25 protein-coding genes and 1 pseudogene are annotated in these 24,895 nt (G+C 62.7%); 19 read left to right on the top strand and 7 right to left on the bottom strand.

Annotated features, from left to right (window positions below; genetic code table 11):
• The 12 genes from ASN89_RS29055 to ASN89_RS19620 form a co-directional block, all read left to right on the top strand.
• Positions 1-965: hypothetical protein (locus ASN89_RS29055; RefSeq protein ID WP_161911785.1), on the top strand; the 965-nt coding region annotated here is incomplete at its 5' end.
• Positions 966-969: 4 nt separating this feature from the next.
• Entirely contained in the window at positions 970-1,617 is a 648-nt protein-coding gene (locus ASN89_RS19570; RefSeq protein ID WP_046686099.1) for a hypothetical protein, read from the top strand.
• Positions 1,614-2,417, top strand: a complete 804-nt coding sequence (locus tag ASN89_RS19575) for a hypothetical protein (RefSeq protein WP_058050451.1) — start codon at positions 1,614-1,616, stop codon at positions 2,415-2,417. Before ASN89_RS19570 ends, ASN89_RS19575 begins: the two co-directional genes overlap by 4 nt.
• A gap of 101 nt (positions 2,418-2,518) precedes the next feature.
• Positions 2,519-3,433: an oxygen-dependent coproporphyrinogen oxidase gene (gene hemF / locus ASN89_RS19580; RefSeq protein ID WP_058050452.1), complete on the top strand. Its 915-nt coding sequence runs from the start codon at positions 2,519-2,521 to the stop codon at positions 3,431-3,433.
• Positions 3,430-4,101 (top strand): nicotinate-nucleotide adenylyltransferase, encoded by a 672-nt coding sequence (gene nadD / locus ASN89_RS19585; protein ID WP_268766394.1) that lies wholly within the window; start codon positions 3,430-3,432, stop codon positions 4,099-4,101. Before hemF ends, nadD begins: the two co-directional genes overlap by 4 nt.
• Positions 4,102-4,791, top strand: coding sequence for a ribosome silencing factor (rsfS, locus tag ASN89_RS19590; protein WP_058050453.1), 690 nt, complete (start codon positions 4,102-4,104; stop codon positions 4,789-4,791).
• A 6-nt stretch (positions 4,792-4,797) separates the two neighbouring features.
• A complete protein-coding gene (gene rlmH / locus ASN89_RS19595) occupies positions 4,798-5,268 on the top strand; it encodes a 23S rRNA (pseudouridine(1915)-N(3))-methyltransferase RlmH (RefSeq protein ID WP_034747108.1) in 471 nt (156 codons plus the stop codon).
• A gap of 8 nt (positions 5,269-5,276) precedes the next feature.
• Positions 5,277-5,897, top strand: coding sequence for a Maf family protein (locus ASN89_RS19600; protein WP_058050454.1), 621 nt, complete (start codon positions 5,277-5,279; stop codon positions 5,895-5,897).
• Between the two features lie 43 nt (positions 5,898-5,940).
• A complete protein-coding gene (gene rng, locus ASN89_RS19605) occupies positions 5,941-7,404 on the top strand; it encodes a ribonuclease G (protein WP_034747098.1) in 1,464 nt (487 codons plus the stop codon).
• A 19-nt stretch (positions 7,405-7,423) separates the two neighbouring features.
• Complete coding sequence (locus tag ASN89_RS19610) at positions 7,424-8,275, top strand: aspartyl protease family protein (RefSeq protein WP_152988629.1); 852 nt, start codon at positions 7,424-7,426, stop codon at positions 8,273-8,275.
• A 5-nt stretch (positions 8,276-8,280) separates the two neighbouring features.
• The gene (locus ASN89_RS19615; RefSeq protein WP_058050456.1) at positions 8,281-9,066 is read left to right on the top strand and encodes an AraC family transcriptional regulator; all 786 of its coding nucleotides are present in this window, start codon (positions 8,281-8,283) and stop codon (positions 9,064-9,066) included.
• Between the two features lie 75 nt (positions 9,067-9,141).
• Positions 9,142-9,765, top strand: a complete 624-nt coding sequence (locus ASN89_RS19620) for a LysE family translocator (protein ID WP_058050457.1) — start codon at positions 9,142-9,144, stop codon at positions 9,763-9,765.
• Here the strand turns inward: ASN89_RS19620 and ASN89_RS19625 are convergent.
• The 3 genes from ASN89_RS19625 to ASN89_RS19635 all read right to left on the bottom strand — a co-directional run bounded on the left by ASN89_RS19625 (position 9,741) and on the right by ASN89_RS19635 (position 11,962).
• Positions 9,741-10,280 (bottom strand): hypothetical protein, encoded by a 540-nt coding sequence (locus ASN89_RS19625; protein WP_035821807.1) that lies wholly within the window; start codon positions 10,278-10,280, stop codon positions 9,741-9,743. The genes ASN89_RS19620 and ASN89_RS19625 overlap by 25 nt on opposite strands.
• A gap of 64 nt (positions 10,281-10,344) precedes the next feature.
• Entirely contained in the window at positions 10,345-10,824 is a 480-nt protein-coding gene (locus tag ASN89_RS19630; RefSeq protein ID WP_058050459.1) for a hypothetical protein, read from the bottom strand.
• A 112-nt stretch (positions 10,825-10,936) separates the two neighbouring features.
• Positions 10,937-11,962 (bottom strand): LacI family DNA-binding transcriptional regulator, encoded by a 1,026-nt coding sequence (locus tag ASN89_RS19635; RefSeq protein ID WP_058050460.1) that lies wholly within the window; start codon positions 11,960-11,962, stop codon positions 10,937-10,939.
• A 206-nt stretch (positions 11,963-12,168) separates the two neighbouring features.
• Between ASN89_RS19635 and ASN89_RS19640 the strand changes: the two are divergent.
• The 4 genes and pseudogenes from ASN89_RS19640 to ASN89_RS19655 all read left to right on the top strand — a co-directional run.
• Positions 12,169-13,407, top strand: a pseudogene (locus ASN89_RS19640) (malic enzyme-like NAD(P)-binding protein); the annotation flags it as partial.
• A 253-nt stretch (positions 13,408-13,660) separates the two neighbouring features.
• Positions 13,661-14,872: an O-antigen ligase family protein gene (locus tag ASN89_RS19645; protein ID WP_058050462.1), complete on the top strand. Its 1,212-nt coding sequence runs from the start codon at positions 13,661-13,663 to the stop codon at positions 14,870-14,872.
• A gap of 50 nt (positions 14,873-14,922) precedes the next feature.
• On the top strand, positions 14,923-16,656 hold the full coding sequence (gene msbA / locus ASN89_RS19650; RefSeq protein ID WP_058050463.1) for a lipid A export permease/ATP-binding protein MsbA: 1,734 nt from the start codon (positions 14,923-14,925) through the stop codon (positions 16,654-16,656).
• 35 nt (positions 16,657-16,691) lie between these two features.
• On the top strand, positions 16,692-17,792 hold the full coding sequence (locus ASN89_RS19655; RefSeq protein ID WP_058050464.1) for a glycosyltransferase family 9 protein: 1,101 nt from the start codon (positions 16,692-16,694) through the stop codon (positions 17,790-17,792).
• 15 nt (positions 17,793-17,807) lie between these two features.
• On the opposite strand, the gene ASN89_RS19660 is transcribed toward ASN89_RS19655, so the two are convergent.
• The 4 genes from ASN89_RS19660 to ASN89_RS19675 all read right to left on the bottom strand — a co-directional run bounded on the left by ASN89_RS19660 (position 17,808) and on the right by ASN89_RS19675 (position 22,191).
• Positions 17,808-18,419: a response regulator transcription factor gene (locus tag ASN89_RS19660; RefSeq protein WP_046686112.1), complete on the bottom strand. Its 612-nt coding sequence runs from the start codon at positions 18,417-18,419 to the stop codon at positions 17,808-17,810.
• A complete protein-coding gene (locus ASN89_RS19665; RefSeq protein WP_058050471.1) occupies positions 18,406-20,001 on the bottom strand; it encodes an ATP-binding protein in 1,596 nt (531 codons plus the stop codon). Before ASN89_RS19665 ends, ASN89_RS19660 begins: the two co-directional genes overlap by 14 nt.
• A gap of 118 nt (positions 20,002-20,119) precedes the next feature.
• Complete coding sequence (locus ASN89_RS19670; RefSeq protein WP_058050465.1) at positions 20,120-21,508, bottom strand: ATP-binding protein; 1,389 nt, start codon at positions 21,506-21,508, stop codon at positions 20,120-20,122.
• Positions 21,505-22,191: a response regulator gene (locus ASN89_RS19675; protein WP_046686116.1), complete on the bottom strand. Its 687-nt coding sequence runs from the start codon at positions 22,189-22,191 to the stop codon at positions 21,505-21,507. The genes ASN89_RS19670 and ASN89_RS19675 overlap by 4 nt, the downstream gene beginning before the upstream one ends.
• A 158-nt stretch (positions 22,192-22,349) precedes the next feature.
• Between ASN89_RS19675 and ASN89_RS19680 the strand changes: the two genes are divergently transcribed.
• From ASN89_RS19680 to ASN89_RS19690, 3 genes are all read left to right on the top strand, one after another.
• Positions 22,350-23,171 (top strand): MipA/OmpV family protein, encoded by an 822-nt coding sequence (locus ASN89_RS19680; protein WP_046686117.1) that lies wholly within the window; start codon positions 22,350-22,352, stop codon positions 23,169-23,171.
• Between the two features lie 88 nt (positions 23,172-23,259).
• Positions 23,260-23,814, top strand: a complete 555-nt coding sequence (locus ASN89_RS19685) for a universal stress protein (RefSeq protein ID WP_058050466.1) — start codon at positions 23,260-23,262, stop codon at positions 23,812-23,814.
• Between the two features lie 45 nt (positions 23,815-23,859).
• Entirely contained in the window at positions 23,860-24,858 is a 999-nt protein-coding gene (locus ASN89_RS19690) for a VirK/YbjX family protein (RefSeq protein WP_161911786.1), read from the top strand.
• Positions 24,859-24,895: the final 37 nt, after the last annotated feature.

Below are 24,895 nucleotides of genomic sequence, written 5' to 3' on the forward strand. Positions count from 1 at the left end.
AGCTTTATCAACAGGCGCTGCCGCACCTGCCCGGCGACGTTCTGCTGCCCACGCCGGGCGAAGCGCTGAACTGGATGCTCCATGTGGGGCTGCTGCCGCGCGCGCAGTTCAAGACCACGGTGCAGCGCATCGAGGCCGGCGGCAGCGACGATGCAAAGCGCGTGGTTCGGCATGCGCAAGCGCGCCAGGATGAACATAAAAAGGCGGTACGCGGCGTGGTCCTCGACGGTTTGTTTCCCGGCTCGCGCCTGGCCTGGCTGATCGGCGCGCCGCTGGCGCTGGCCGGCATGGTCTGGTATGTGATGAGCGGCAATTCCGTGCCCGAGTGCGACTCCACCGACACGCTCACCACCATGACACGCATGCTCAACAAGGCGGCGCCGGAAGGCACGGGCAAAGCAAGCCTGCACGACGTGAAAGAAGCCGGTTACGCCTCGTCACAACATATCCGTGGCTGCCTGGCCACGATAGCACTCGATGGTAAGAAGATGGGCTATGCCTATACCGTCGCGCGCGACGACAGCGGCAGCAAGAGCCGCATCAGCTATACGGGTGCGCAACCGTTGCTGGTCCAAGCGCGCTTTGGCACCATCGAGGATGGCGACTTTGCCCAGCAAGCCAAGCCCCTGGGGCGCGAGGCGCTGGAAAAGGCTTTCCGCGACGGCATGGATGGTGCGCGCATCATGCCCCAGCCACGGCAAGCGTTTTCGCTGACGCAATCGATGGAGCGCACGCGCGAAATCGCCGAAATCGAACCGCTGGCGCCATGCAAGGAAATCTCGCCGGGCATCTATTCCTGCCGCCTGCTGATCGAACGCAATGACGCCTTGCTGGGCATGCTCAACGGCGGCACGGCAGTGATGCAGGAAGGCGAGTTTACCTTCCAACGCGACGCTGCCGGCAATGGCTGGTCGGTAACGCCACAATTTGCCCTGGAGCTGCGCCAGGCCAAAGTAAAAGAATAAGTCCATGCATATCGAACCGCCCCACGCATCGCTGGACCAGCTGCACCAGCTGGGCCTGATCACCGCGCAGGAACTCGACGAGGCCAACTCGGAACGCGATATCGCCGCCCATGAGCGCCTGCACCCGGCCGAGGAGCCGGTCGACATGCCGGAACTGGCGCAGGACGCCGACCTGGCCACCACCCTGGGCTGGCTGCTGCTGACCGATCTGCTGCCCAAGAATGACTTCGACAAGCGCGCGGCCACACTGCCACCCCGGCAACAGGCGCTGGCAGCAGAGGGGGTGCGGTACTACAACCGCCGCGAGGTCGACGCCTTGTACGAGCTCGATTTGCTGAACCAGTTCCAGCGCGATGCTGCACATGCGGCGGTGCCGGCCGACCGCATGTTTTATACGCCGTGGATCGCCATGCGCTGGCTGGTGGTAAACGACATCCTGCCCACGGCGCAGTTCGAGGCGCTGGAAGCGCACGTGCGTGAACATGGCAGCGCACTGGCGCGCGAAATCATGGAAGCGTCCAGGCTGCGTCATGGTCACGACCGCATCCCGTACAAGCGGCCACCGGCCTGGAAAAGCGCCTTGATCGTGCTGGGCATGATCCTGGTGATGTCCGTGCTTTACGGTGTTGTGACCGGAGGCCTGCGGCCATGAGCACCGATCCGCGCCTCAAACCACTCGGCGAACTGCGGCAACTGGACCTGATCACCGGCGACGAATACGACGATACGCTGGCCGAGCTGCAGATCATCGAGCTGCAGCGCGCGCACAATGCTGCCGAAGACATCGATGTGCCTGAACTGGCAATGAATGCCGACCAGATCAAGACGCTGGCCTGGCTGCTGAGCGCCGAACTGGTGGCCGAGGAGCGTTTTTTCAGGATGCTGCGCAAGCTGCCCGCCGATGAACCACGCCGGCAACTAGCCAGCGCCGCGCTGCAGCAGGTGAACCGCGAGGCGATCGATGCGCTGTACGGCGAGAACCTGATCAACCAGTTTCAGCGTGACGCCGCCCACGACAGCCTACCAGACTATCACCTGGCCGCCACGCCCGTCGCGGCCTTGCGCCACATGCTGAAACAGGGCACGCTATCGCCGCTGCAATACAAGGAGCTGCAAGCGCGCACGCGCGCGAACGGCTCGCAACTGGCACGCGCGATCGTCGATGCCGCCGGCAAACCGCCGACTCAATATGGCCGGCCCCGCCCGCGCCCTTCCACCATCATGGCTGCGGCACTGCTGCTGGCGATACTGATGATGCTGACGTATGCAGGACGCGCATGGTTCAAGCGCGAGCAGCCAGTGCCCGTGGCACCGCTGGTGCAGCCGGCCGACACGATCGAACGCACGGACCTGCAACAGCGCGCGACAAGCATGGTGGAGGGCGCCCGCCAGCCAGGCGCGGATGCGCCCCAATTCGAGGTGCAGGTAATACAGGACAAGCCGCGTCAGTAAAGCAGGGCCGGCGACAGCATCGCCGGTTTTGCTATCACAAAAATCCGTAACAGGGTACAATCCGTCCTTACTTTTTTATTTCGGCCTCGTCGGCCCACGCGATGTCGTCAACTCCCTCTCCTTCGGCCGTCAAGGCTTATTTGCTCGATTTGCAAAGCCGTATCGTGCAGGCGCTCGAAGCGCAGGATGGCAAGCCCTTCCTGACCGATGCCTGGCAGCGCCCAGAGGGCGGCGGCGGTATTTCGCGGCTGATCGAGGAAGGCAATGTGTTCGAGCGGGGCGGCGTGAATTTTTCGCACGTCACCGGCGCAGCATTGCCGCCATCGGCCGCGGCCGCGCGCCCTGAACTCGGTGGCAAGGCTTGGGAAGCGATGGGCGTGTCGCTGGTGTTGCATCCGCGCAATCCATACGCGCCCACGGTGCACATGAACGTGCGCTTTTTCAGCACCGTCAATGCCGATGGCGCACCCGTATGGTGGTTCGGCGGCGGCATGGATTTGACGCCGTATTACGGCGACGTGGACGACGTGAAGCATTTCCACCAGGTGTGCCACGATGCGCTGGCGCCGTTTGGCGACGAGCTGCATCCGAAGTTCAAACAGTGGTGCGACGATTATTTCTACCTGAAGCACCGGCGCGAAGCGCGCGGCGCCGGCGGCATCTTCTTCGACGACTTCAACGCCCTGGGCTTTGACGGCAGTTTCGCCATGATGCGCAGCGCCGGCGACGCCTTCATCGACGCCTATGTGCCGATCGTGGCGCGCCGCAAGGGCACGCCCTACGGCGAACGCGAACGCGATTTCCAGTGCTACCGGCGCGGACGCTATGTCGAGTTCAACCTGGTCTTCGACCGCGGCACCCTGTTCGGGCTGCAGTCGGGCGGACGCACCGAGGCGATCCTGATGTCGATGCCGCCCGTGGTCAAGTGGCGCTACGACTGGCACCCGGAAGCGGGCAGTCCCGAAGCGGCGTTGTATACTGACTTCCTCGTGCATCGCGACTGGCTGCAGGCGTGAAGGAAAGCGGTACGGCATGCGTGGCGCTGCTCGGTGGCAGCTACGATCCGGTGCACATGGGCCATGTCGCGCTGGGCACGCATTTTTCCAGCCTGCTGCACGCCGATGAACTGCGCGTGATTCCGGCAGGCGCGCCCTGGCAAAAGGATAAACTGGGCGCCACCGGCCAGCAGCGCGCCGAGATGGCCGGCCTGGCCTTTGCCGGCCTGCCCCTGCCCGTGGTGATCGACCGCCAGGAAATCGAGCGCAGCGAACATGGCCAGGCCAGCTACACCATCGATACCTTGCGCCAGGTACGCGCCGAGCTGGGAGTGCGCGCTTCCATCGTTTTCCTGATGGGCGCCGACCAGCTGCAGCGGCTCGCGACATGGCGCGAATGGCAGCAATTATTTGAATACGCGCATATCTGCGTCGCGGCCCGCCCCGGCTTCGCGCTGAATGACACAGCAGTACCGCAAGTGGTCGCCGATGAATTTTCGCGCCGCCTGGGGTCTCTGGAAAGCATCCGCAACACGCCGCACGGTCTGACTTATCTGGCACAGGACTTCGCGGTGGATATCTCCGCCACCGAAATACGTGCGGCATTACAACGGGGGAATCGGGCAAACTCGCTTGTTTCCCCGCTAGTGCTAGACTATATTGAACAACATAATTTATACAAAAGCTAAATGGACATCAAAAAACTGCAAACCCTCGTCGTTGACGCCCTTGAAGACGTCAAAGGCCAAGACATCGCCGTCTTCGAAACGAGTCACCTGACCAGCCTGTTCGACCGCATCGCGATCGTCTCCGGCACCTCGAACCGTCAAACCAAGGCGCTGGCCGCCTCGGTACGCGACAAGGTCAAGGACGCCGGCGGCCAGATCATCGGCATGGAAGGCGAGGAAACCGGTGAATGGGTGCTGGTCGATCTGGGCGACATGATCGTCCACATCATGCAAGCGCCTATCCGCGCCTACTACCGCCTGGAAGAAATCTGGGGCGACACACCGGTCAAGCTGGGTGCCGCCAAGCGCGCGCCGAAAAAAGCGGCTGGCGACGAGCCGAAAAAGGTCAGCGGCCATCTGGCAGCCAGCAAGGCCAATGTGGAAGCTTCGCCCGTGATCGAGAAAAAGACGCCGGCCAAGAAAGCCACGGCAGCCACCGCCGCCAAGAAAGCCCCGGCGAAAAAAGCCACCGCTTCCAAAGCTGTCGGCAAGACCGTGAAAGTCGCGCCAACCAAGACCGAAGCGGCTGCCGTGAAAGCGCTGAAAGCACTGCCAGAGAAAAAAGTACGCGCCCCACGCGCGGCCAAGCCGGCAGCCGATGCTGCACCGGCAAAAACCGTGATCAAGCGTATCAAAAAAGTCGAAGCGTAAGCCTCGATGCAGCTCATCATCGCTGCGGTCGGCCATAAAATGCCGGCCTGGATAGAGACGGGCTTCGCGGAATACGCGAAGCGCATGCCGCCGGAATTGCGCATCGTGCTGAAAGAAATCAAGCCGGTGGAGCGTTCCGGCAGCAAGACCGCCGCCACGGCGATGGCGCTGGAACGCGAACGCATCGAAGCCGTCCTGCCCAAGGGCGTGCGCATCATCGCCCTCGACGAACGCGGCAAGGATCTGACCAGCGTCGGCCTGTCGCAGCAATTGATGGCGTGGCAGCAGGATGGCCGCGACACCGCCTTCCTGATCGGCGGCGCCGACGGTCTCGATCCGCAACTCAAGGCACGTGCCGAAGGCATGCTGCGCATTTCCAGCATGACCCTGCCGCACGGCGTGGTGCGCGTGATCCTCGCCGAGCAGCTCTATCGGGCCTGGTCGATCACGCAAAACCACCCCTATCACCGCGTCTGAACTCCCCCATGAAAACGGCTGATCACAAGATCTACCTCGCTTCCAAAAGTCCGCGCCGGCGCGAACTGCTGCGCCAGATCGGCGTCGATTTCGAATTGCTGCTGCTGCGCAGCGACGGCCCGCGCGGCGCCGACGTCACCGAGGAAGTCTTTCCCGGCGAATCGGCGCTCGACTATGTCGCCCGCGTGTCGAATGAAAAAGCCGCCTTTGCGTGGGACCTGGTGCGCCGCCGCCACCTGACGCTACGTCCGGTACTGGCGGCCGACACCACCGTCACCATCGACGGCGTCATCCTCGGCAAGCCGGCCGACCGCGCCGAGGCCGTGGCGATGCTGGAGCAGCTGTCGGGCCGAACGCACGAGGTACTCACCTCGATCGCCGTGCACTACAAGAATTTCGCCGAGCAGCGCACGCAGGTGTCGCAGGTGCGCTTCGGCGTGCTCTCGCCCGCCTCGATCGCCGCCTATTGCGCCACGCCGGAACCGTACGACAAGGCCGGCGGCTACGGCATACAGGGCAGCGCCGCGCTGTTCGTCGAGCACATCGAAGGCAGCCATTCCGGCATCATGGGCCTGCCCCTGTACGAGACGGCGCAATTGCTGCGTGAAGCAGGTTTGCCCCTGCCCTGATCCCGGGTATGATGTCATTCGTTGCCTCCACTCCCGCGCCTCCATGAACGAAGACATCCTGATCAATATCACGCCGCAAGAAACGCGCGTCGCCCTCATCCTGCAGGGCGCCGTGCAGGAATTGCACATCGAGCGCACGCTCACGCGCGGCCTGGCCGGCAATGTGTATTCCGGCAAAGTGGTGCGGGTGTTGCCGGGCATGCAGTCGGCCTTCATCGACATCGGCCTGGAGCGTGCCGCCTTTCTGCACGTGGCCGACATCTGGGAAGCGCGTGGCCACGACGGCCAGAACGCCACGCCGGCGCCGATCGAAAAAATCCTCTTTGACGGCCAGGTGCTGACGGTGCAGGTGATCAAGGACCCGATCGGCACCAAGGGCGCGCGCCTGTCGACGCAGATTTCCATTGCCGGACGCATGCTGGTGTACCTGCCGCAGGATAAACATATCGGCATCTCGCAGAAGATCGAGAAGGAAGCGGAGCGCGAGCAGTTGCGCGTGCGCCTGCAAAGCCTGCTGCCGCCCGATGAAAAGGGCGGCTACATCGTGCGCACCATGGCCGAGGACGCGTCAGACGCGGACCTGAAGGCGGACGTCGACTACCTGCGCAAAACCTGGAGCACGATCACCCACGGCGCGCGCACGCGTCCCGCCACCAGCCTGCTGCACCAGGACTTGAGCCTGGCGCAGCGCGTGCTGCGCGACTTCGTCGGCGATGAAACGGCCACCATCCAGGTCGACTCGCGCGAAAACTATGTGAAATTGCGCGAATTTGCTGAAATCTACACGCCCAGCGAACTGACGCGCCTGCAGCACTACACGGGCGAGCGCCCGCTGTTCGACCTGTACGGCGTGGAAGAAGAGATTTTGCGCGCGCTGGGCCGCCGGGTCGACCTGAAGTCAGGCGGCTACCTGATCGTCGACCAGACGGAGGCGATGACCACCATCGACGTCAACACGGGCGGCTTTGTCGGCGGGCGCAATTTCGCCGACACGATCTTCAAGACCAACCTGGAAGCGGCGCACGCCATCGCGCGCCAGCTGCGCCTGCGCAACCTGGGCGGCATCATCATCCTCGACTTCATCGACATGGACAACGCCGAGCACCGCAACGCCGTGCTGGCCGAACTCAAACGCACGCTGTCGCGCGACCGCACCAAGGTTTCGGTGAGCAATTTCTCGCCGCTGGGCCTGGTGGAAATGACGCGCAAGCGCACGCGCGAATCGCTGGCCCACATCCTGTGCGAACCATGCCCCGCCTGCGCCGGCAAGGGCCAGGTGAAAACCTCGCGCACCATCTGCTATGAAATCCTGCGCGAACTGCTGCGCGAAGCAAAACAGTTCAACCCGCGCGAATTCCGCATCCTCGCCTCGCAGGAAGTGGTGGATCTGTTTTTAGAGGAAGAATCGCAGCACCTGGCCATGCTGGGTGACTTCATCGGCAAGAAAATCTCGCTGCAGGTGGAGAATGCCTACCACCAGGAGCAGTACGACGTGATCCTGATGTAGTCCTTTGCGCACGCTGACCATGACAACAAACGCTGCCCTGTGCCTGTTGCTACTGTGCGCATCGACGGCCCTGGCCGCTACTAACGCCACGCTCCCCGTCACCCTCGCCAAGGGCACGCCCGTGGTGCAACTGGAGCTGAACGGCAAGACGCTGCCGTTCGTGCTCGACACGGGTGCAAGCACCAGCCTGCACCTGACGCCGGAGGTCGCACGATCGCTGCCAGGGCTGGCCTACACGGGCCGGCAACGCACAAGCATCGACCTGGCAGGCAAAGTTCATGCATCGGACGAATTTCTCGTTCCCGCGCTGACCGTCAACGGCTTGCCATTCGCTGCCATGCAGGGCGTCATTCTGACGCCATGGGGCCTGGCGCTGGGCGAGCAAAAGGGCTTGCCGGCAAATATGTCCGTGCTGGGATTAAATTTTTTTGCCGGCAAGCGGGTCGTGTTCGACCTGCCGGCAGGCACCCTGCAGATCAGCGCCAGCGATGGCGCCGCGCCACCTGCCGGATGGCTGGCAGTGCCATACGAGCGCATCGATGAAGGTTTGCTGCTGCATCTGGCCGACGGCAAGAAAACCTATCGCCTGGTGCTCGACACGGCCGCCTCCATTTCCATTATAAAAAGTTCGGCAGCCGAAGCGTTTTCGCGCGTGGAAAAATGCGCTTTCAAGCTGGGGCCCGGACTTCCCTGCCGCACGATCACACTGCCGCTGCCGGGCGGAAAGAGCATCTCGCCCCTGTTGATGGCGTTGCCGGATGCATTCAAGGCAGATGGCATATTGGGCACGGATTTCTTCAGGCAAATGCCGGTGCTGTTCGACCTGCAACATCAAATGCTGTATTTGCGCCCTCCCGCGCCGGCTGGTTGAGGCCTATGTACGCAAGCGATAGCACCACCGCCTTCTGGCGCGACCCGGCTCTGCCCCACGTGGAAAGCCGGCGCGCCTGCCACAGCCGGGCGTGCTACAAGCCGCACAGCCATCCCACCTTTTCCATCGGCGCCGTCGATGCGGGTGGCAGCATCTTTACGGGCAGCCAGGATGGCCAGGCCGTGCTCGGCAATGGCAGCCTGGTGCTGGTGCCGGCCAGCTGCGTGCACGCCTGCAATCCCCTGCCTGGCGCCCTGTGGAGCTACCAGATGCTGCATCTCGATACGCGGTGGCTGCAAGCGCACGCACCGGCGCTCGATGGAGACATGGCACGCGTGCTGCACTGCCCGCTGCTATACGCGCAGTTTTGCGCCATGAATGCGCTGCTGTTTTCAACGGCCAGCACAGATGAAAAAAATACGGCGCTGCTGGCCTTCCTGGGCGCTTGCGCCAGTGCCTGCGCAGACCTGCTGCCTTCGGAACGCAAGCCCGTGCCGCAGCAACTGGCGCCCGTGCTCGCAACGCTGCAGGCGCAGCCCTCGGCCAGCCTGCGGCAACTGGCGCAAGCGGCGGGCTTGAGCCCGTATCAATTGATCCGCGCCTTTCGCGCCGCCACGGGCATGACGCCGCATGCCTACCAGTTGAACGCGCACGTGAACCGCGCGCGCAGCCGCTTGCAGGCGGGGACGGCTTTGGCGCAGCTGGCGCATGAACTGGGCTTTGCGGACCAGAGCCATTTTCAGCGCGTGTTCAAAGCCCATACAGGCATCACACCGGGACGCTACCGCTAAGCTGCAATTTTCTTCAATACAGGCTGCCGCCAGCCCCTGCATACTCGCGCATCGCCATTGCCTGAGCCTAACTCCATGCAGGATTTTCTTTTCATCGCCGCCGCCCACTTTCTTTCCCTGCTGTCGCCCGGTCCCGATTTTTTCCTGATCGCGCGCACCTCGCTGGCCCACGGCTGGCGCGGTGCCGCCGGCACGTGCGTGGGCATTACCGTGGCCAATGCCGTGTTTATCGTGGCGGCGTTTGGCGGACTATCGGTGCTAAAGGCGGGCAGTATGGCATTCATGGTGGTGCGGCTGGCGGGATGCGCCTATCTGCTGTACCTGGGCTGGTTATTCCTGCGCCATGCGGGCAAGAGCAACCTGGAGGCGGGGGCCGCCACCGGCAAGGTACGCTGGCGCGGCGGTGTGGCGATGGGGTTTGTCTCGGCCATCCTGAACCCGAAGAACGCGCTGTTCTACGTCAGCCTGGCCACCGTGCTGGCCGGCAGGCAGACGAGCCCCGCTGCGATGGCCGCGTATGGCGCGTGGATGGTCTTTGCCGTACTGGCGTGGGATATGGCGGTGGCGCTGGCCATCGGCAGCAGCGCACTGCGGCAGCGCTTTGCCCGCGCGCTGCCGTTGCTGGAACGGCTGTCGGGCGTGATGCTGATTGCGTTAGCGATAGGGCTACTGGCTCAGGCCGGCAGCGGATCCAGGTAAAACACGGCATACACTTTCAGGGGCGTCGTTTCCGTCGCCTTTTCCGAGCGCACGACGGAGCAGTCGTCGGCGGCCAGGCTGCGCCAGTTCTGAATGCCCGCCTTGGCGAACATGGCGTGCGCGGGGGCATTCGCGGCCAGGTCCAGCACCAGGCAGGCGTTGCGCGGGCCGGCACCGTAATTGACGGCGCGGATTTCAATGCCGAAGGTGGTCATCCATGGTTCCCACAAGCCTTTTTCCTTGCCGGCCGCGATGCGGTCGAGCATCTCGCCAAACGTCAAACCTTTTTTGACGGTATCGCGCAGTGCTTGCAACGACGGCGCCAGGCGCGGGTCGGGCTGCTTGTTGCCGGCGCGAATCTCGGCGATCGCTTTCAATTCCTTGATGATGGCCGCGTCGCGTTCCGTGTAGTCGCGCATGCGCGCGTAAAACTCGGCATCGAGGAAGGGATTGACGGTCAGCTTGGCGACGCCCTCTTCGCGGCGTTTCGGGGAAGGCGTGTTGGTTTTGGTCATGGCGATGGAGGGCAAAATACGTTGAGGGGCGCCAGTTTAACATCATGGCGCATCGGCGGCGGCGTTAGCGCCGCTTTAATGTCGCGCCTGGTGGGTGCGGGGCGGCCGTTGCGGCGCGCGTGCCGGGCTGCATGAAGCCGCGCCGTGGTCCGAACAGGAAGACGGCGCCCGCATACAGTCCCGCCAAGGGGAAGCGCACATCCCTGAGCAACTGGTGGAAAATGGCGATCGACTGCGCGCGGGTGACGGGAATGTCGGCGCGCCACTGGCACAGCACGTCATGCACGAGGCTGGCATGATAGGTGGCCGGCAAGCCCAGGTGCTGCGCGCCATCAGGCGTGCCCACATAAAACAGGCCGAGCACGCTGATGCAGGGCGAACAGCCATCCCAGGCATAGCCGGCGCGGATGCGGATCGCCGATTCGCGTATCGTCACCCACTCGTTTTCAAACTCTATGCCGTCAAGCAAGGGCGAGCAATAGCCATAGTCGCTGTCCAGCGCATAACGCCAGGCGTTGCCGGACATGCCGAAATTCTTCGGCATCAGCGGCCACCCTGCTGTGCATGTTTTGCTGTCGTCTGCATGGCGTTGTCTTGATTGATCAATATCAAGATTTAAACATACTCCAGCAAAAGAAGGGCAACAAGTGGCAGACTCAGGCGCGCGGCGCCGCCGTCGATTCGCGCACCACCAGTTCGGGTTTCAGGCGCACGTCGAGCACTGGGGAATCGGGCGAGGCGATGGTTTGCAGGATCAGCCGGGCCGCTTCCGTGCCGATGCCGTGGTGGCGGATGCGGATGGTGGTCAGCGGTGGACGGATCATGTCCATGTACGGCATGTCGTTGTGGCCCACGACGGAAATATCTTCCGGGCAGCTCAAACCCAGCTCTCGGATGGCGTCGTAGCAGCCGAGGGCCACCAGGTCGCTGCCCGTCACCACGGCCGTCGTCCGCGGCGAATGGCGCAGCAGTTCCAGCAACGCCTCCTTGCCGCATTCGCGCGAATAGCCGCTGCTTTCAAAGACGAACGCTTGCGAGGGATCGAGTTCGCTGGCCTGGATGGCGGCCAGGAAACCGAGGCGGCGCACATGGCCGGTAGACAAATTTTCCGGGCCCGCAATGTGCGCGATATGGCGGTGGCCCAGCGCCAGCAAATGCTCGACGGCCAGGCGCATGCCGACCACGTCGTCGCTGACGACACAGGAAGCGACGCCGTTTTCATCGCTGCGGTTGACGGTAACGACGGGCACGTTCTGGTCGATGCACATCTTGATGACGGGATCGTCGCGACGCGCCGTGGCCAGGATCAGGCCATCGACCTGCTGCCCCAGCAGGCGGTTGATGACGAACAGCTGCTCTTCCTCGTCGGCGCCCACGTTGGTGACGATGGCCAGGTAGCCATGCTTGCGCAAGCCTTCTTCGATGCCCAGCAGAATCGGCGGGAAAACAGCATTGGTAATGTCGGGCAAGACCACGCCGATGATGCGCGACTTGCGCGTCACGAGGGTGGAGGCGGCGCGGTTGGGCCGGTAGCCGAGCCGGCCCGCTTCGGCCAGCACGCGCGCGGCCACTTCTGCGCTGACCATTTGCCGCGTTGCCGGATTCATCACGCGCGACACGGTGGAAAAGTGCACGCCGCTGGCCCGCGCAACGTCGCTTAAGGTGGGGTTCTTGTTTGTCATGGGCTTCCCGGATCGCAATAGCGTGATTTTATCGCAAAAAATGCTCATTTCGTCAAAAACCGAGCAAACGCTTGCATTGAATTAATGGCGTTGCCCAAAGCGGTTTTGTTGTGCTTAAGTACAATCCAGCCTTGACAGCGTGCAAACGCTTGCATACCATGGCTCGGACTTACCACTCGGGCCCGGTTGCCCTTCCCAGAATTCCTATGTCTACTTCGCACAGCAAGCACGCCGAACAGAACGGCGAGACCTTCAACCTGAAAGAAGCCGCCCTCGCCTATCACGCGCAACCCCGCGCAGGCAAGATTTCCGTCACGCCAACCAAACCGCTGGGCGACGCCCGCGCCCTGACCCTGGCGTACTCGCCGGGCGTGGCCTTCGCCTGCGAAGCCATCGTGGAAGATCCGCGCACGGCCGGCACCTACACGTCGCGCAGCAACCTGGTGGCCGTGATCACGAATGGCACGGCCGTGCTGGGCCTGGGCGATATCGGCCCGCTGGCCAGCAAACCGGTGATGGAAGGCAAGGCATGCCTGTTCAAGCAGTTCGCCGACGTCGACGTGTTCGACATCGAACTGGCCGAGAACGATCCCGACCTGTTCATCGACACCGTGGTGCGCATGGAGCCGACCTTCGGCGGCATCAACCTGGAAGACATCAAGGCGCCCGACTGCTTCTATATCGAACAGCAATTGCGCAAGCGCATGAACATTCCCGTCTTCCACGACGACCAGCACGGTACGGCTATCATCGTCGCGGCCGGCATCCTGAACGGCCTGGAACTGGTGGGCAAGGACATCGGCAACGTCAAGGTAGCCGTCTCGGGCGCGGGCGCCGCCTCGATCGCCTGCCTGGACCTGCTCGTCTCGCTGGGTCTGAACAAGTCGCTGCTAAAAGTATGCGACAGCCAGGGCGTGATCTACCCGGGCCGCGATGCCAACATGGAAGAGAACAAGGCGCGCTACGCGAATGACACGAGCGACCGCGACCTGGCCGACGCCATGGTCGGCACCGACATCTTCATCGGCGTCTCGAAGGGCGGCGTGGTCAGCGCGCAGATGGTCGAATCGATGGCCGCCAAGCCGCTGATCTTCGCCCTGGCCAATCCGCATCCGGAAATCGCCCCGGAAAAAGTGCATGCCGTGCGTGACGACGCCATCGTCGCCACGGGCCGCTCGGATTATCCGAACCAGATCAACAACGTGCTGTGCTTCCCGTACATCTTCCGTGGCGCGCTCGACGTGGGCGCCACCACCATCAACGAAGAAATGAAGCTGGCCTGCGTGCGCGCCATCGCCGCACTGGCCAAGGAGCCGTTGCCGGGTCACGAGAGCAGCGCGCTGACGCCGCTGCAGCTGATTCCATCGCCGTTCGATGAACGCCTGCGCAGCTGGGTCGCGCCTGCCGTATCGCAAGCGGCCATCGCCACCGGCGTGGCCACGCGCGTGCCAGCCAACGCCTGAGACACATGACAGGCCTTGCGGCCTTGGCAAAATAACAGCAAGTTACCATTGCTTACAAAAAAACCATGGCTAAAAACCATGGTTTTTTTCATTCTTCCCCTTGAGACTGCTTAAATAGTTATCGAAGAGCAAATTCCCCCATGGGCGTTTTTGCAGTCACCTTCGATTACAATGACGCCTACTTTATGTTGCTACAGTTGCCATAATGGCGACACGCGCGTTACCAAGGATATTCATGCTCGGCCTGACCTCTGTTTGTGTTTTTCTCTTTTCGGCATTGGCGCTGGCTGTCAACAGCGGATATTCGCTTGGCGCGCTGGTTCTCCTGCTGGCCAGTAGCTGGCTGCTGTGGAAACGCCCCCGTCTGAACCTGCAACGCCGGGATTATCTGCTGCTGGGCACCCTATTGCTGTATTTCTGTGTTTTCACGGCCAACATGCTGTACCACGCAGATCCTGCCCGCGAACTCGACATGCCATTGCGGGCACTGCTGGCCGTGCCCGTGCTGCTCCTGTTGATAGCCTATCCGCCCCGCCCTGCTGCATGGTGGAGTGGGCTGGCAATTGGTGCCGTGGCCGGCGCTACACTGGCCTTCATGCAATTTCTCGACACCAACATCGTACGGCCACAAGCGGCGACAAGCAATCCGATCCACTACGGGAACGCCAGCATGCTATTTGGCATGTTGGCTTTGTCAGGTCTCGGCTGGGCCCGCGAGCAACGTCATTCGCTCGTCTGGATCTGCGTATTGCTCGCTGGCGGCCTGGCAGGCGTTTTTGGCTCCATCATCAGCAGCAGCCGGGGTGGCTGGGTAGTACTGCCCATTTGCCTCCTGATCATCGCCGTACATCATGCCAAACACTATGGCAAACGCTACCGGATCGCCATGTTCACCTTGTTGCTTGCAATAGTCGCAGTGGCCTATGCAATGCCGAGCTCGCTTGTCTACCAGCGCGCGATCATTGCGGTCGCTGAACTGGAAAAGTTCGAAAGCAACGGCGATGCGGCTACATCTGTGGGGCAACGTCTTGAGATGTGGCGCACCGCGCTGGAGATGTCCAAGCAGAATCTATGGCTAGGTATGGGGCGCACCGGCTATCTGGCACAAAAACAAGAACTCGTGGCAGAGGGAAAGATGAGTAGCGCCATCAGCGCGTATACCAATGCCCACAATGACTACCTCGACGCCTTAGTCAAACGCGGCATCATCGGTCTACTGGCATTGCTGGCGCTATTTATTGTTCCGCTAACCCTGTTTGGACATGCTCTGCGCCACAGCACAGCCGCAGCACGGCCATATGCCCTGGCTGGCGTAATATTGTGTACTTGCTATCCTGTTTTTGGCCTGACGACGAGCTCGCTAACCCTGAATATCGGCATCATCATGCTGGTCTTCCCGATGGTGATACTGTGGGCCCTGTTGCGCCAGCAAGAGCGTATCGCTTGAACTCGTCTTCCGCCTGACCGTTTTTGCTGTCCCTGCAAGGAACCCTACCGATGCTCACGCCCGACCTGAAGCGCCTCACCGCGCTGCACGCGCCCTACAAGAAACATTTGGCTCTGGCCCTGCTGGCGATGGTCGTCACGGCGGCCACGGAACCGCTGCTGCCGTATGCGCTCAAGTTGCTGCTCGACAATGGCTTTGGCGGCAAGGTGAGTTTTTCTTTCTGGCTGGTGCCACTGATCGTCATCGGCATCTTTGCCATCCGCGGCGCATCGACGTTTGCGAGCAGCTATCTGATGAGCTATGTCTCCACGCGCATCCTCAACGAATTGCGCCGCAGGATGTTTGCCAGCATGCTGAACCTGCCCATCGACTTCTACAACACGCACACGGTGGGCAAAGTCATCAACTCCATCATGTTTGAGGTGCAGCAGATCATCGAGATGGTGACCAAGGTGTTTACTTCGATCGTGCGCTCCTCGCTGACCGTGCTGGGCTTGCTCGCCTGGCTGCTGTACCTGAACTGGGCACTGACCCTGGTCACACTGGTGCTGCTGCCCGTGCTGACCATCGTCGTGCGCACCACGGGCAAGCGCCTGAAAAAACTCAACCGCGACTCGCTGGCCGTCAATGCCGAGCTGACCCAGGTCATCGAAGAAACTACGCGCGCCCAGCAAGTGATCAAGATCTTCGGCGGACAGCATTACGAGAAGACGCGGTTCGAGGAGCGCGCCGAGCAATTGCGCCGCTACAGCATGCGCATGACCACCACCTTTTCCGCCACCGTGCCCATCACGCAGGTGATCACGGCAGCCGCCGTGGCCCTGGTCATCGTCATGGCCCTGTTCCAGTCGGAACAGGGGCAAATCACGGTGGGCGGCTTCGTTTCCTTCATCACGGCCATGCTGATGCTGCTGACGCCCTTGAAGCAGCTGGCCGAAGTCAACGGCCCGCTGCAGCGCGGCATGGCCGCCGCCGAAGAAGTCTTCTTGCTGATCGACAAGACACCGGAGCGCACGGGCGGCAAGCCGCTCGCTGGCCGCAGCAAAGGCCACATCGAGTTCAAGGACGTGAGCTTCGCCTATCCCGGACATCCGGAGCCAGCCCTGCAACACATCGACCTGAGCATCGCGCCAGGACAAACGGTCGCCTTTGTCGGCATGTCCGGTGGCGGAAAATCGACCCTGGTCAGCCTGCTGCCCGGTTTTTACTCGGCCAGCAGCGGTGAAATCTTGCTCGATGGACAAAATATCGATGCCATCGCCCTGACCAGCCTGCGCAGCCAGATCGCCATGGTCAGCCAGCAAGTGGTGCTGTTCGACGATACCCTGGCCGCCAACATCGCGTATGGCGATGCGGCACCGGACCGCCAGCGCATCGAAGCGGCCGCAGCAGCCGCCTTCCTGTCGGACGTCATCGACGGTTTGCCCGACGGCCTGGAAACGCGCCTGGGCGACAACGGCTCGCGCCTGTCCGGCGGCCAGCGCCAGCGCGTGGCCATCGCCCGCGCGATCTACAAGGATGCGCCCATCCTGATCCTCGATGAGGCCACCTCGGCACTGGATACGGAGGCGGAACGGGCCGTGCAGGCGGCACTGGAGCACCTGATGCAAGGAAAAACCACCTTAGTTATTGCTCATCGGCTATCAACAATTGAACGTGCGGACCGTATCGTGGTATTGTCACATGGGAAAATAATGGAAACCGGCAGTCACCAGCAATTATTGGATGCCAACGGCGCGTATGCCAATCTGCATCGCCTGCAATTTTCCCAGCAAGTGGTATGACACCATCGAATGAATACCTGAAATCGTACTGATACATGACGCCTTTGATTCCCGCCGAACTTCTACAAAAGTCGGAAAAAATTCTGTTCATCGCCCATCTGGCGCTGGGAGACTTTACCTACCTGCAAAACGGTTTCCGCGCTTTTGCCGCGGCCTACCCCCACATCCAGATCCACCTGTGGGTCGACGAAGTACGGCGCACGTCCGACGCCAAACAATGGGAAAGCTTGCGCACCTATTCGCTGTACGACTGGGTCGAACAGTCAGGCCTGTTTTCCAAGGTGTATCGCAAGACCTACAGCCCCGCGCTATACGAAGAGTCACTGCGCGAAGCCCAGGCGGAGCGCTATCCTGTCGTCGTGTCGCTTGCCCATGTACGGCCACAGCAATATGCGGACCTTGCCCGCGCGATCAGCCCGCACGGGCTGGTGATCGGCACGCGCAAGCCGTTCAGCCCGCTTCGCCCCTGGCATTACCTGGCCTACCGCAAGATCGACGCCGTGCTGGCCTCGTATGCGGGACAAGATGCCGGCGAGCACCATATCAGCAGCGTGTATGCGGACTGGTTCCATCAATTGACGGGACTCGACATTCCCGTGGCCGAACGCTATCCCTTCGTGCACATTCCCGAGCACGCATTGCAACAGGCTCAGGAGCAACTGGCCGCCTGGGGCTTTGCCCCGCGCCAGGGTCCGCTCGTGCTATTGAATCCGTTTGCCAAGTCGCACAAGCGCGGCTGGCCGCTGGAGCGCATTGCCGAGCTGATCACGCGCATGCAGGCGATGCCGAAATGGCAGCATGCCTGCTTCCTGATCAATGCCATGCCGCAGGAACTGGCCAAGGTGAATGCCGTCGTGCAAACGCACAACTTGCCACGCACGCAAGCCTTCAGTGCCGTCGACAACTTTTTCCAGCTGCCGGCCATGCTGACGCAATGCGACCTGATTATTTCAGTGGAAACATCGATCATGCATCTGGCGAACGCCGTGCATGTGCCCGTCGTGGCACTGATGCGCAAGAAGAATCCGGAATGGGCGCCTTTCGACAGCGCCAACAGCACCGTCATCACGGTGGCGCGGCGCAGCGACTGGGTCAAGGCGATTTCAAGCGATCAGGTATTGAAGACCATCGCCTAGAAAACGCTTCAGTGGCTAGCCGGTGCCCAGCATGCTGATGCGCACCAGGTCGGCCACATTATCGACGCCCAGCTTCTCCATCAGGCGCGCCTTGTGCACTTCCACGGTGCGCACGGAAATGCCCAGCGCCGGGGCGATATCGCGGTTGTGCTGGCCCGTCACTACCAGCTGCATCACTTCGCGCTCGCGCGGCGTCAAGGCGCGCAGTAAAGCGAGCCCTTCCACCTGACGCTGCAACTGGCCGCGCGCATGCGCTTCACGCGAAAACGCTTCCTCGATGGCGGCCAGCAGCTTGTCATGATCAAATGGTTTTTCCAGGAAATCGCTGGCTTGCGCCTTGAATGCCTGGCGTGCCAGCGCCACGTCGCCATGCCCGGTGATGATGATGATGGGCAGCAGGCATTTGAGCTCCAGCAGGCAGCGCTGCAGGCTCAGGCCATCCATGCCCGACATGCGGATATCGATCAGCAGACAGCCGGCCCACTCGGGCCGCCAGCTGTGCAGGAAATCTTCGCCGCAGGAAAACAGCGCCGTGCGGTAACCGCGTATGCCCAACAGCAAACCCAGCGCATCGCGCACGGCGGGATCGTCGTCCACGATAAACACCGTCAAATTACTTGTCACCATACTCTCCCGTAGCGGCTGCGCTGGCGTGCGCCAGGGGCAGGATAAAACGAAAAATGCCATGCTTGCCCACTTCGGCCCACAGCTGGCCGCCATGCGCTTCGACAATGCTGCGGCTGAGCACCAGCCCCAGCCCCAGGCCGCTGGCCTTGGTCGAGACGAACGGTTCGAACAGGCGTGCGGCCAGGCTGTTGGAAATGCCGGGCCCGCTGTCTTCCACGGACAGGCGCAACCGCCCGCCCTCGAGCCGCTCGGCCGACACCGTGATGCGGCGCTGGCCGCGCGGCTGGCCCATCACCGCATCCTGTGCATTGGCCAGCAAGTTACGCAACACCAGCTCGATTTGCAGGCGGTCCGCGTTGACGGCCAGTGACGACGGCGGCGCCAGCACCAGCTCGATGCCATGCTCATGGAACAGCGGCGTGAACTGGCGCGCCAGGCCTTCGATCAGGGCGCTCGCCTCAACCGCTTCGAGCTGCATCGCACCCGTGCGGAAAAAGTCGCGCAGGCGGCGCACCACGTCCGCGGCGCGTCCCGATTCCACGATCATGTGTCCGATGGCGCCTTGCAGCAAGGCGCCGTTCTCGCCCCGCTCCAGCAGGTATTCACAGGCCTTGCCATAGGTCGACAAGGCCGTCAGCGGCTGGTTCAGCTCGTGCGCCAGGGCGGCCGCCATTTCGCCGGCGGCCGCCAGGCGCAACGTGTGCTTCAGCTCATCGGCCACTTGCCGCATTTCATCGACGACGATGCCGATAAAAAATCCCACCAGCGCCAGCACGGCGTCGAGCAGTTGCAATTCATAAAACTGGATATCGACGGCATGCGTCCATTTCACCAAGGTGATGATACATAGCTGCAATACAAACACGGCCAGCATGGCGCCATGCAATCCCTGGCGCGAGGCGGCCCAGATGACGGGAAGAAACAGGAAGTAGAAATGCTTGTATTCGGAGCGCACGATGGAACCGAAGAGGCTCCACAACACGAAGCTGGCCAGGGCCAGGTACGCCAGCGTTTCCCAGCGCCAGACGGCGGCGTGCAGGCGCGCACGCCCGCGCTCGCTGAACAGCACCCAGATCAGCGGCATCGACACCAGCATGCCGACCGTGTCGCCAATGCCGAAACGCCAGACGGCCGTGCCCCACTCGCCGGCCGGTATGCGTCCCGTGAGCGACAGCAATGAAATATAGCCGAGCGCATTGAGCGCGGTGCCCAGCAGCACGATGAGGACCCAGGCGCTCAGGCGGCGCCGGTTGTCGAAGATGTCGCTGCTGCTGAAGCTGCGGCGCAGGACTGCGCCGATACCGCCATAGCCGAGCACCAGCCACGCCGAACAGAGCAGGGTCAGTGGCAGGCCTGCCGGCATGCCGCGCACCAGCACCTCGCCGGCCACCAGGGCGATGAACCATGGCAGCGCCGCCTTGCGGCCGTGGATCAGCCAAAACACGAGGCCCAGCGCGGGATCGGGATTCCACGGAGTGATGTTCAGCCCGTACATCGGGTCGATATACGTGGCCCAGTCAAACAGCAGATACAGGCCGACAAAGGCGGGATACGGCAGGTAGCGGGACAGGAGTGGGCGCATAACGGTGTTTTTTAACTGTCCCGCATTATGCATCGCAAGCGTGCGCCACGCCATGCCATCTTGCGTTATGTGCACATGAAATAATTTTCATGCAATATCGCAAGGCGCGCCAGCGCGGTCAGGCTACGGCCAAGGGCAAACGTACCTCCACCAGCAAGCCCAGGCCGCCATTACCGCTGTGCAACTGAATCGTGCCGCCGTGCTGGCGCACGACGGAAGCGACGATAGACAAGCCCAGGCCGCTGCCTGGCTGCACCTGCTGCGGCGCGCGGAAAAAGCGGTCGAACACGCGGTCATACAGCGCCGGCGCGATGCCCGGTCCCTGGTCGGCCACATGCAACACGGCCTGGCCCCGCTCCGCATGCAGCGACACCGTCACGCTGCTGCCGCGCGGGCTGTACTTGATGGCGTTTTCCACCAGGTTGTCGATCAGCGAAACGAGGCTCTCGCGCTGTCCCGGCACGCTGAGCGAGACGCTGGCTTGCAATTCAAGCTCGATATCGCCCGCCTGGGCCAGTCCGGACAGGGCCGCCAGGCGGTCTTGCAGCAAGGTATCGAGCGCCTGCCGCCGCGGCAACTCGCCCGCGCCCGCCTGCACTTCGCTGCGCGTCAGCTGCAGCAACTGGCCCACCAGGCGCGCGGCCCGGTTGCCACTGTTCAAGATACCGTGCAGCAGTTCTTGCTGGCGCGCATCATGTACCTGGCTCTGCAAGGCCTCGACATTCACGCGCATGGCCGCCAGTGGCGTGCGCAGCTCATGCGTGGCATCGGCGATGAAGCTGCGTTCGCGCGCGGCGCTGGCATCGACCCGCTGCAGCAGCGCGTTGATATTGTCGACCAGCGCCGCCAGTTCGCCATGCGGCGGCTTGAACGCCAGCGGCCGCAAATCCTGCGGCCCGCGCGCCGCCACCTCCTGCGCCAGCTTGCGCCACGGGCGCATGGCAAGGCGGATCGACAGCCAGGCCGGCACCAGCAGGAACGGCAGACTGATCAGCAGTGGCAGCAGGTAGTAACCGCGTGAATTGATCGTGATGAACAATTGCCAGGCGCCTCCCGCTTCCAGCACCGTCACGCGCGTGCTGCCCTCGGCCAGGCTGCGGCTGCGCCAGGCCTGGCCCTTGACGTACACAACTTCCATCTGCTCCGGGCCGGCGCTGCGGATACCGCTGGGCGCATCGGGCGACTTGTAGACCAGCTTGCCTTCGCGCCAGACCAGGATGCGCGGCGCCAGTTCCGGCACCCGCCCCGTTTCAAACTCCTCGCGCAAGGCTTCGTCGATGGCGCGCAAGCTTTGTTCCTGGCGCTGCGGCTGCTCGGCCAGGTTGTCGGCCACGCTGATAATGGCGTGCAGGACGCCGCGGCTCACATTGCTCGCTTCGTCCGCCCCCTCGACCATCACATACGCCACGGCCAGGCTCCACACCATGGTCAGCATCAGCATTTGCGCGATCATCAGGCGGCGCACCAGGGTAGGCCGGCGCAGCATGGCCCAGAAACGCCCCATCATGCGCCAGTACCCGGCGCAGTGGACGCTTCGCCCTGCTGGTCGATGACATACCCGACGCCGCGCACGGTACGGATATACCCTTCGCCTATCTTGCGGCGCAGGTTGCCCATATGCACATCAAGGGTATTGCTGGCATTGGCCAGCCCGCCGGGCAGGATGTGTTCTTCCAGCACGCGGCGCGTGATGACGCGGTTGGCGCGCATCAGCAAGGTCTTCAGCAGCGCATATTCACTGGCGGTAAGCTCCACCGGCCGGCCATGCACGCTGACACGGCGCGTGGGCACCTGCAGCAGCAGGCCGCGCAACTCGATGGTGTCGCCGTCGAAGCCATAGCTGCGGCGCGCCAGCGCGCGCACGCGCGACAGCAGCTCGGCCAGCACGAAGGGCTTGACCAGGTAATCGTCGGCGCCCCCATCGAGGCCCCGCAAGCGCTGTTCCAGCGTGTCGCGGGCGCTGAGGATCAGCACGGGCAAACGGGCCGCGCGCAACCGGGCCAGCAAATCGAGGCCATCGCCATCGGGCAAACCCAGGTCCAGCAGCACCAGCTCGCAACTGTCGTGTTCGATGCTGCGCGCCGCATCCTCGAGGCTGCGCACCCAGACCACTTGCATGCCCTGGTCGCGCAAGGCGATCCGCACGCCGTTGCCCAGGTCCATATCGTCTTCAATCAGCAGTATCTTCATGGTGAGTATTAAACCACCGCAAGCTGAAGAAAGGGTAAAGAACCCGTCTTCATGCAATCTTAATAAAAGGCTCATTTTTCCTTCATGGCAAGGACAGATACTGTCGGCAGTCAATCGAGCCACCTCCGGACTCGGTTCTCCACCTGACGGAAAACTCCATGCACGCATCTACAACCTTGTTGACCTCGCTGGCACTGGCCTGCGGCCTGAGCTTGAATCCCCTGGCTGCCGCGGCGGCCGAACCGGCTGCGGAAAATGTCTTCACCATCGGCGGCGGTGTCGCCGCCGTGTCCAGCTATTCCGGCGCCGACAAGCTGTCGGCCTCGCCGCTGATCATCCTCGATTACGCCATGGCCAATGGCCTGTTCTTCAGCACGTCGCGCGGGGTCGGCTATGGCGGCCAGGCAGGCCCCCTCAGCTACAGCGCGGCGCTGGGCTACCGCGGCAACCGCGAAGACCACAAGCGCAATGGCGCCAACGGCTGGGGCGGCAGCGACTATCTGAAAGGCATGGGCGAAGTCAAGGGCAACGCCAGCGCCCTGCTCAGCGTGGGCTACTCGCCATTGCCGGGCCTGTCGCTGAGCGTGTCGAGCGACATTCCCCTGTCGAACCGCGAAAATGGCGCGAATGTGCATTTCGAAGCGACGGGCCAGGTCTACGGCAGGTCCGATGCCAAGGGCATGCAGAAAGACAGCGTGACCATCGGCGGCCAGCTGGCCTGGGGCGAGCGCAAGTACGTGCAGACCATGTATGGCGTCACGGCCACCCAGGCCGCGAATACCTCGTTCAAGCAATACACGCCGAAGGCCGGTTTCTATGAAGCGCAAGCCACCGTCAACTGGGAGCACCGCATCGATGCGCGCTGGGGCGTCAATACGCTGATCGGCGTCGAGAGCCGCCTGGGCGACGCGGCCAAGAGCCCCATCGTGCAGCGCAAGACCTCGCCGATCGGCGCCGTGTACGTCACCTACCGCTATTAAAACAGGCCTGGCATAAGGGGAACCCGTACGCTGTTTCGCCAATTTACAGGGGGTGATGGCATGCATAAGATGACATGGTTTTCCGACTATGGCCATCCCTTCCATGCATGCATCGCGCCCCGCAACGCAACACCACCGCGCCCCGGACAGCGCCGCGGGCGCCTGCGGCAAGCCGGGCCAGGATACCTTGCTGCTGCTCTTGCCCGTCAAGCGCGCCAGCGACATCATCTACGGCGCGCGCTACGCCAGGCGCTTGCAGGAGTGGGGCATCAAAGTCTGCGTCAGCCTGTTGCACGTGACCGCGGCGCCACGGCGCTGTGCCGATGACCTGCCCCTGCATGGCGCCAGCGGGTGCCCTGCGGTGGATCTGGCCACACAGCACATGATGCACGAGGCGGGACTCTACCTGAGCCGCTCTCATATCGCCTACAGCACCCACATTTTCGCCGGCGAACTGCTGTTTACGATACTCGATACAGCCGAGCTGCTGGGTTGCCATGAAGTGGTCTTGCCAGCGCACAGGCACGGCGGCTGGCCGCGCCATTTTTCGGGCGGCCTGGCCGGCAAGCTGGCGCGTGGCAGCCGCGGCACCACCATCCTGCTGGCAAACCACGAGGGCGTCAGCAGCCCGGTACCCGTCTGAGCCGAAACGGCTTCGACGTTCCCCTTTATCATGGACATGCGCACGATGATGCCAACTATTACCCTGTCTGACGGCTTGATGGCGATGCCCAGCGGCATGCGCCGCTGGCGCGAAATGCTCAAGCTGCATCTGCGCGCCCGCGTGCAACAGCGCCAGACCCGCCACTGGCTACAACTGCTGAACTCGCATCCGGTGTTTCATGATCTGGTGCAAGCCTATCCGCACATGATCCACAAGGTCTACCGCCCTTACCTGAGCCTGACCTTGAATTGCCAGCAGCGCGTGGAATTGCTGACCGAGCACTACCACTTCATCTTGCAGCAAGGCTGGGGCAGGCTGATGAGCCAAGCGGCGCACGGCCCCGTGCGCCTGTGCACGGTGGCGGGCAAATCGGGCGCGCCCTACCATTTGCAACTGTGTTCGCTGCACCCGATGGACCGCGAAGGCGAGATGGTGCTGCAACTGATGCATAACGACGACGTGCTGTATTCGATCGCCTTCTCCTTCTTCGGCAGCCAGCTGCGCGCCACTCTGGGCATGCGCATCGGCTGCCTGCAAGGCCCGAAGGGCGAGGACAGCGCGCACCGCGTGCGCGAAGCAACGCGCGACTTGCACGGCATGCGCCCCAAGAGCCTGATGGTGCGCCTGGTGCGCCAGCTGGGATACGAACACGGCTGCCGCAAGATGCTGCTTGTCGGCAATATCAACCGCGCCGTGCACCACTCCGCCAAGAAAGGCCGTTTGTTCGCCAACTACAATGCAATATGGCAAGAACTAGGCGCGCAAGTGCGCCAGGATGGGGATTTTGAGTTAGCGTGCGAAAACCTGCCCTCGCCGGCGCTGGAAGAAATTCCTTCAAAGAAACGCTCGGAAGCACGCAAGCGCCACGAACTGACACTGGCCATGATCGCCAGCCTGCGTAGCGGCCTCGAGGCCCATCGCAGCCTGGTGCAAGCCGTCACGGCAGGCGCCACGGCTGCCAGCGCGGTGCGGCAATCGGCCATGCTCGATGAAGACGACGACTACGCTTCCGCTATCGCCTGAGCGCCCCCGCTCTTGCGGCACACGCTACAACCCGTGC

It is taken from the genome of Janthinobacterium sp. Ant5-2-1 (assembly GCF_001445815.1).
GTDB classification, from domain to species: domain Bacteria; phylum Pseudomonadota; class Gammaproteobacteria; order Burkholderiales; family Burkholderiaceae_D; genus Janthinobacterium; species Janthinobacterium lividum_E.

Bases quoted from the DNA above. Each gene is read 5' to 3' on its own strand.
- ASN89_RS19690 (WP_161911786.1), top strand. From the start codon at position 23,860: ATGATGCCAACTATTACCCTGTCTGACGGCTTGATGGCGATGCCCAGC.
- ASN89_RS19685 (WP_058050466.1), top strand. From the start codon at position 23,260: ATGGCCATCCCTTCCATGCATGCATCGCGCCCCGCAACGCAACACCAC.
- ASN89_RS19670 (WP_058050465.1), bottom strand. From the start codon at position 21,508: ATGATGGGGCGTTTCTGGGCCATGCTGCGCCGGCCTACCCTGGTGCGC.
- ASN89_RS19570 (WP_046686099.1), top strand. From the start codon at position 970: ATGCATATCGAACCGCCCCACGCATCGCTGGACCAGCTGCACCAGCTG.
- rng (WP_034747098.1), top strand. From the start codon at position 5,941: ATGAACGAAGACATCCTGATCAATATCACGCCGCAAGAAACGCGCGTC.
- ASN89_RS19675 (WP_046686116.1), bottom strand. From the start codon at position 22,191: ATGAAGATACTGCTGATTGAAGACGATATGGACCTGGGCAACGGCGTG.
- ASN89_RS19620 (WP_058050457.1), top strand. From the start codon at position 9,142: ATGCAGGATTTTCTTTTCATCGCCGCCGCCCACTTTCTTTCCCTGCTG.
- ASN89_RS19575 (WP_058050451.1), top strand. From the start codon at position 1,614: ATGAGCACCGATCCGCGCCTCAAACCACTCGGCGAACTGCGGCAACTG.
- ASN89_RS19680 (WP_046686117.1), top strand. From the start codon at position 22,350: ATGCACGCATCTACAACCTTGTTGACCTCGCTGGCACTGGCCTGCGGC.
- msbA (WP_058050463.1), top strand. From the start codon at position 14,923: ATGCTCACGCCCGACCTGAAGCGCCTCACCGCGCTGCACGCGCCCTAC.
- ASN89_RS19625 (WP_035821807.1), bottom strand. From the start codon at position 10,280: ATGACCAAAACCAACACGCCTTCCCCGAAACGCCGCGAAGAGGGCGTC.
- ASN89_RS19610 (WP_152988629.1), top strand. From the start codon at position 7,424: ATGACAACAAACGCTGCCCTGTGCCTGTTGCTACTGTGCGCATCGACG.
- ASN89_RS19615 (WP_058050456.1), top strand. From the start codon at position 8,281: ATGTACGCAAGCGATAGCACCACCGCCTTCTGGCGCGACCCGGCTCTG.
- ASN89_RS19635 (WP_058050460.1), bottom strand. From the start codon at position 11,962: ATGACAAACAAGAACCCCACCTTAAGCGACGTTGCGCGGGCCAGCGGC.
- rsfS (WP_058050453.1), top strand. From the start codon at position 4,102: ATGGACATCAAAAAACTGCAAACCCTCGTCGTTGACGCCCTTGAAGAC.
- ASN89_RS19645 (WP_058050462.1), top strand. From the start codon at position 13,661: ATGCTCGGCCTGACCTCTGTTTGTGTTTTTCTCTTTTCGGCATTGGCG.
- hemF (WP_058050452.1), top strand. From the start codon at position 2,519: ATGTCGTCAACTCCCTCTCCTTCGGCCGTCAAGGCTTATTTGCTCGAT.
- ASN89_RS19665 (WP_058050471.1), bottom strand. From the start codon at position 20,001: ATGCGCCCACTCCTGTCCCGCTACCTGCCGTATCCCGCCTTTGTCGGC.
- ASN89_RS19630 (WP_058050459.1), bottom strand. From the start codon at position 10,824: ATGCCGAAGAATTTCGGCATGTCCGGCAACGCCTGGCGTTATGCGCTG.
- ASN89_RS19600 (WP_058050454.1), top strand. From the start codon at position 5,277: ATGAAAACGGCTGATCACAAGATCTACCTCGCTTCCAAAAGTCCGCGC.
- ASN89_RS19660 (WP_046686112.1), bottom strand. From the start codon at position 18,419: ATGGTGACAAGTAATTTGACGGTGTTTATCGTGGACGACGATCCCGCC.
- ASN89_RS19655 (WP_058050464.1), top strand. From the start codon at position 16,692: ATGACGCCTTTGATTCCCGCCGAACTTCTACAAAAGTCGGAAAAAATT.
- rlmH (WP_034747108.1), top strand. From the start codon at position 4,798: ATGCAGCTCATCATCGCTGCGGTCGGCCATAAAATGCCGGCCTGGATA.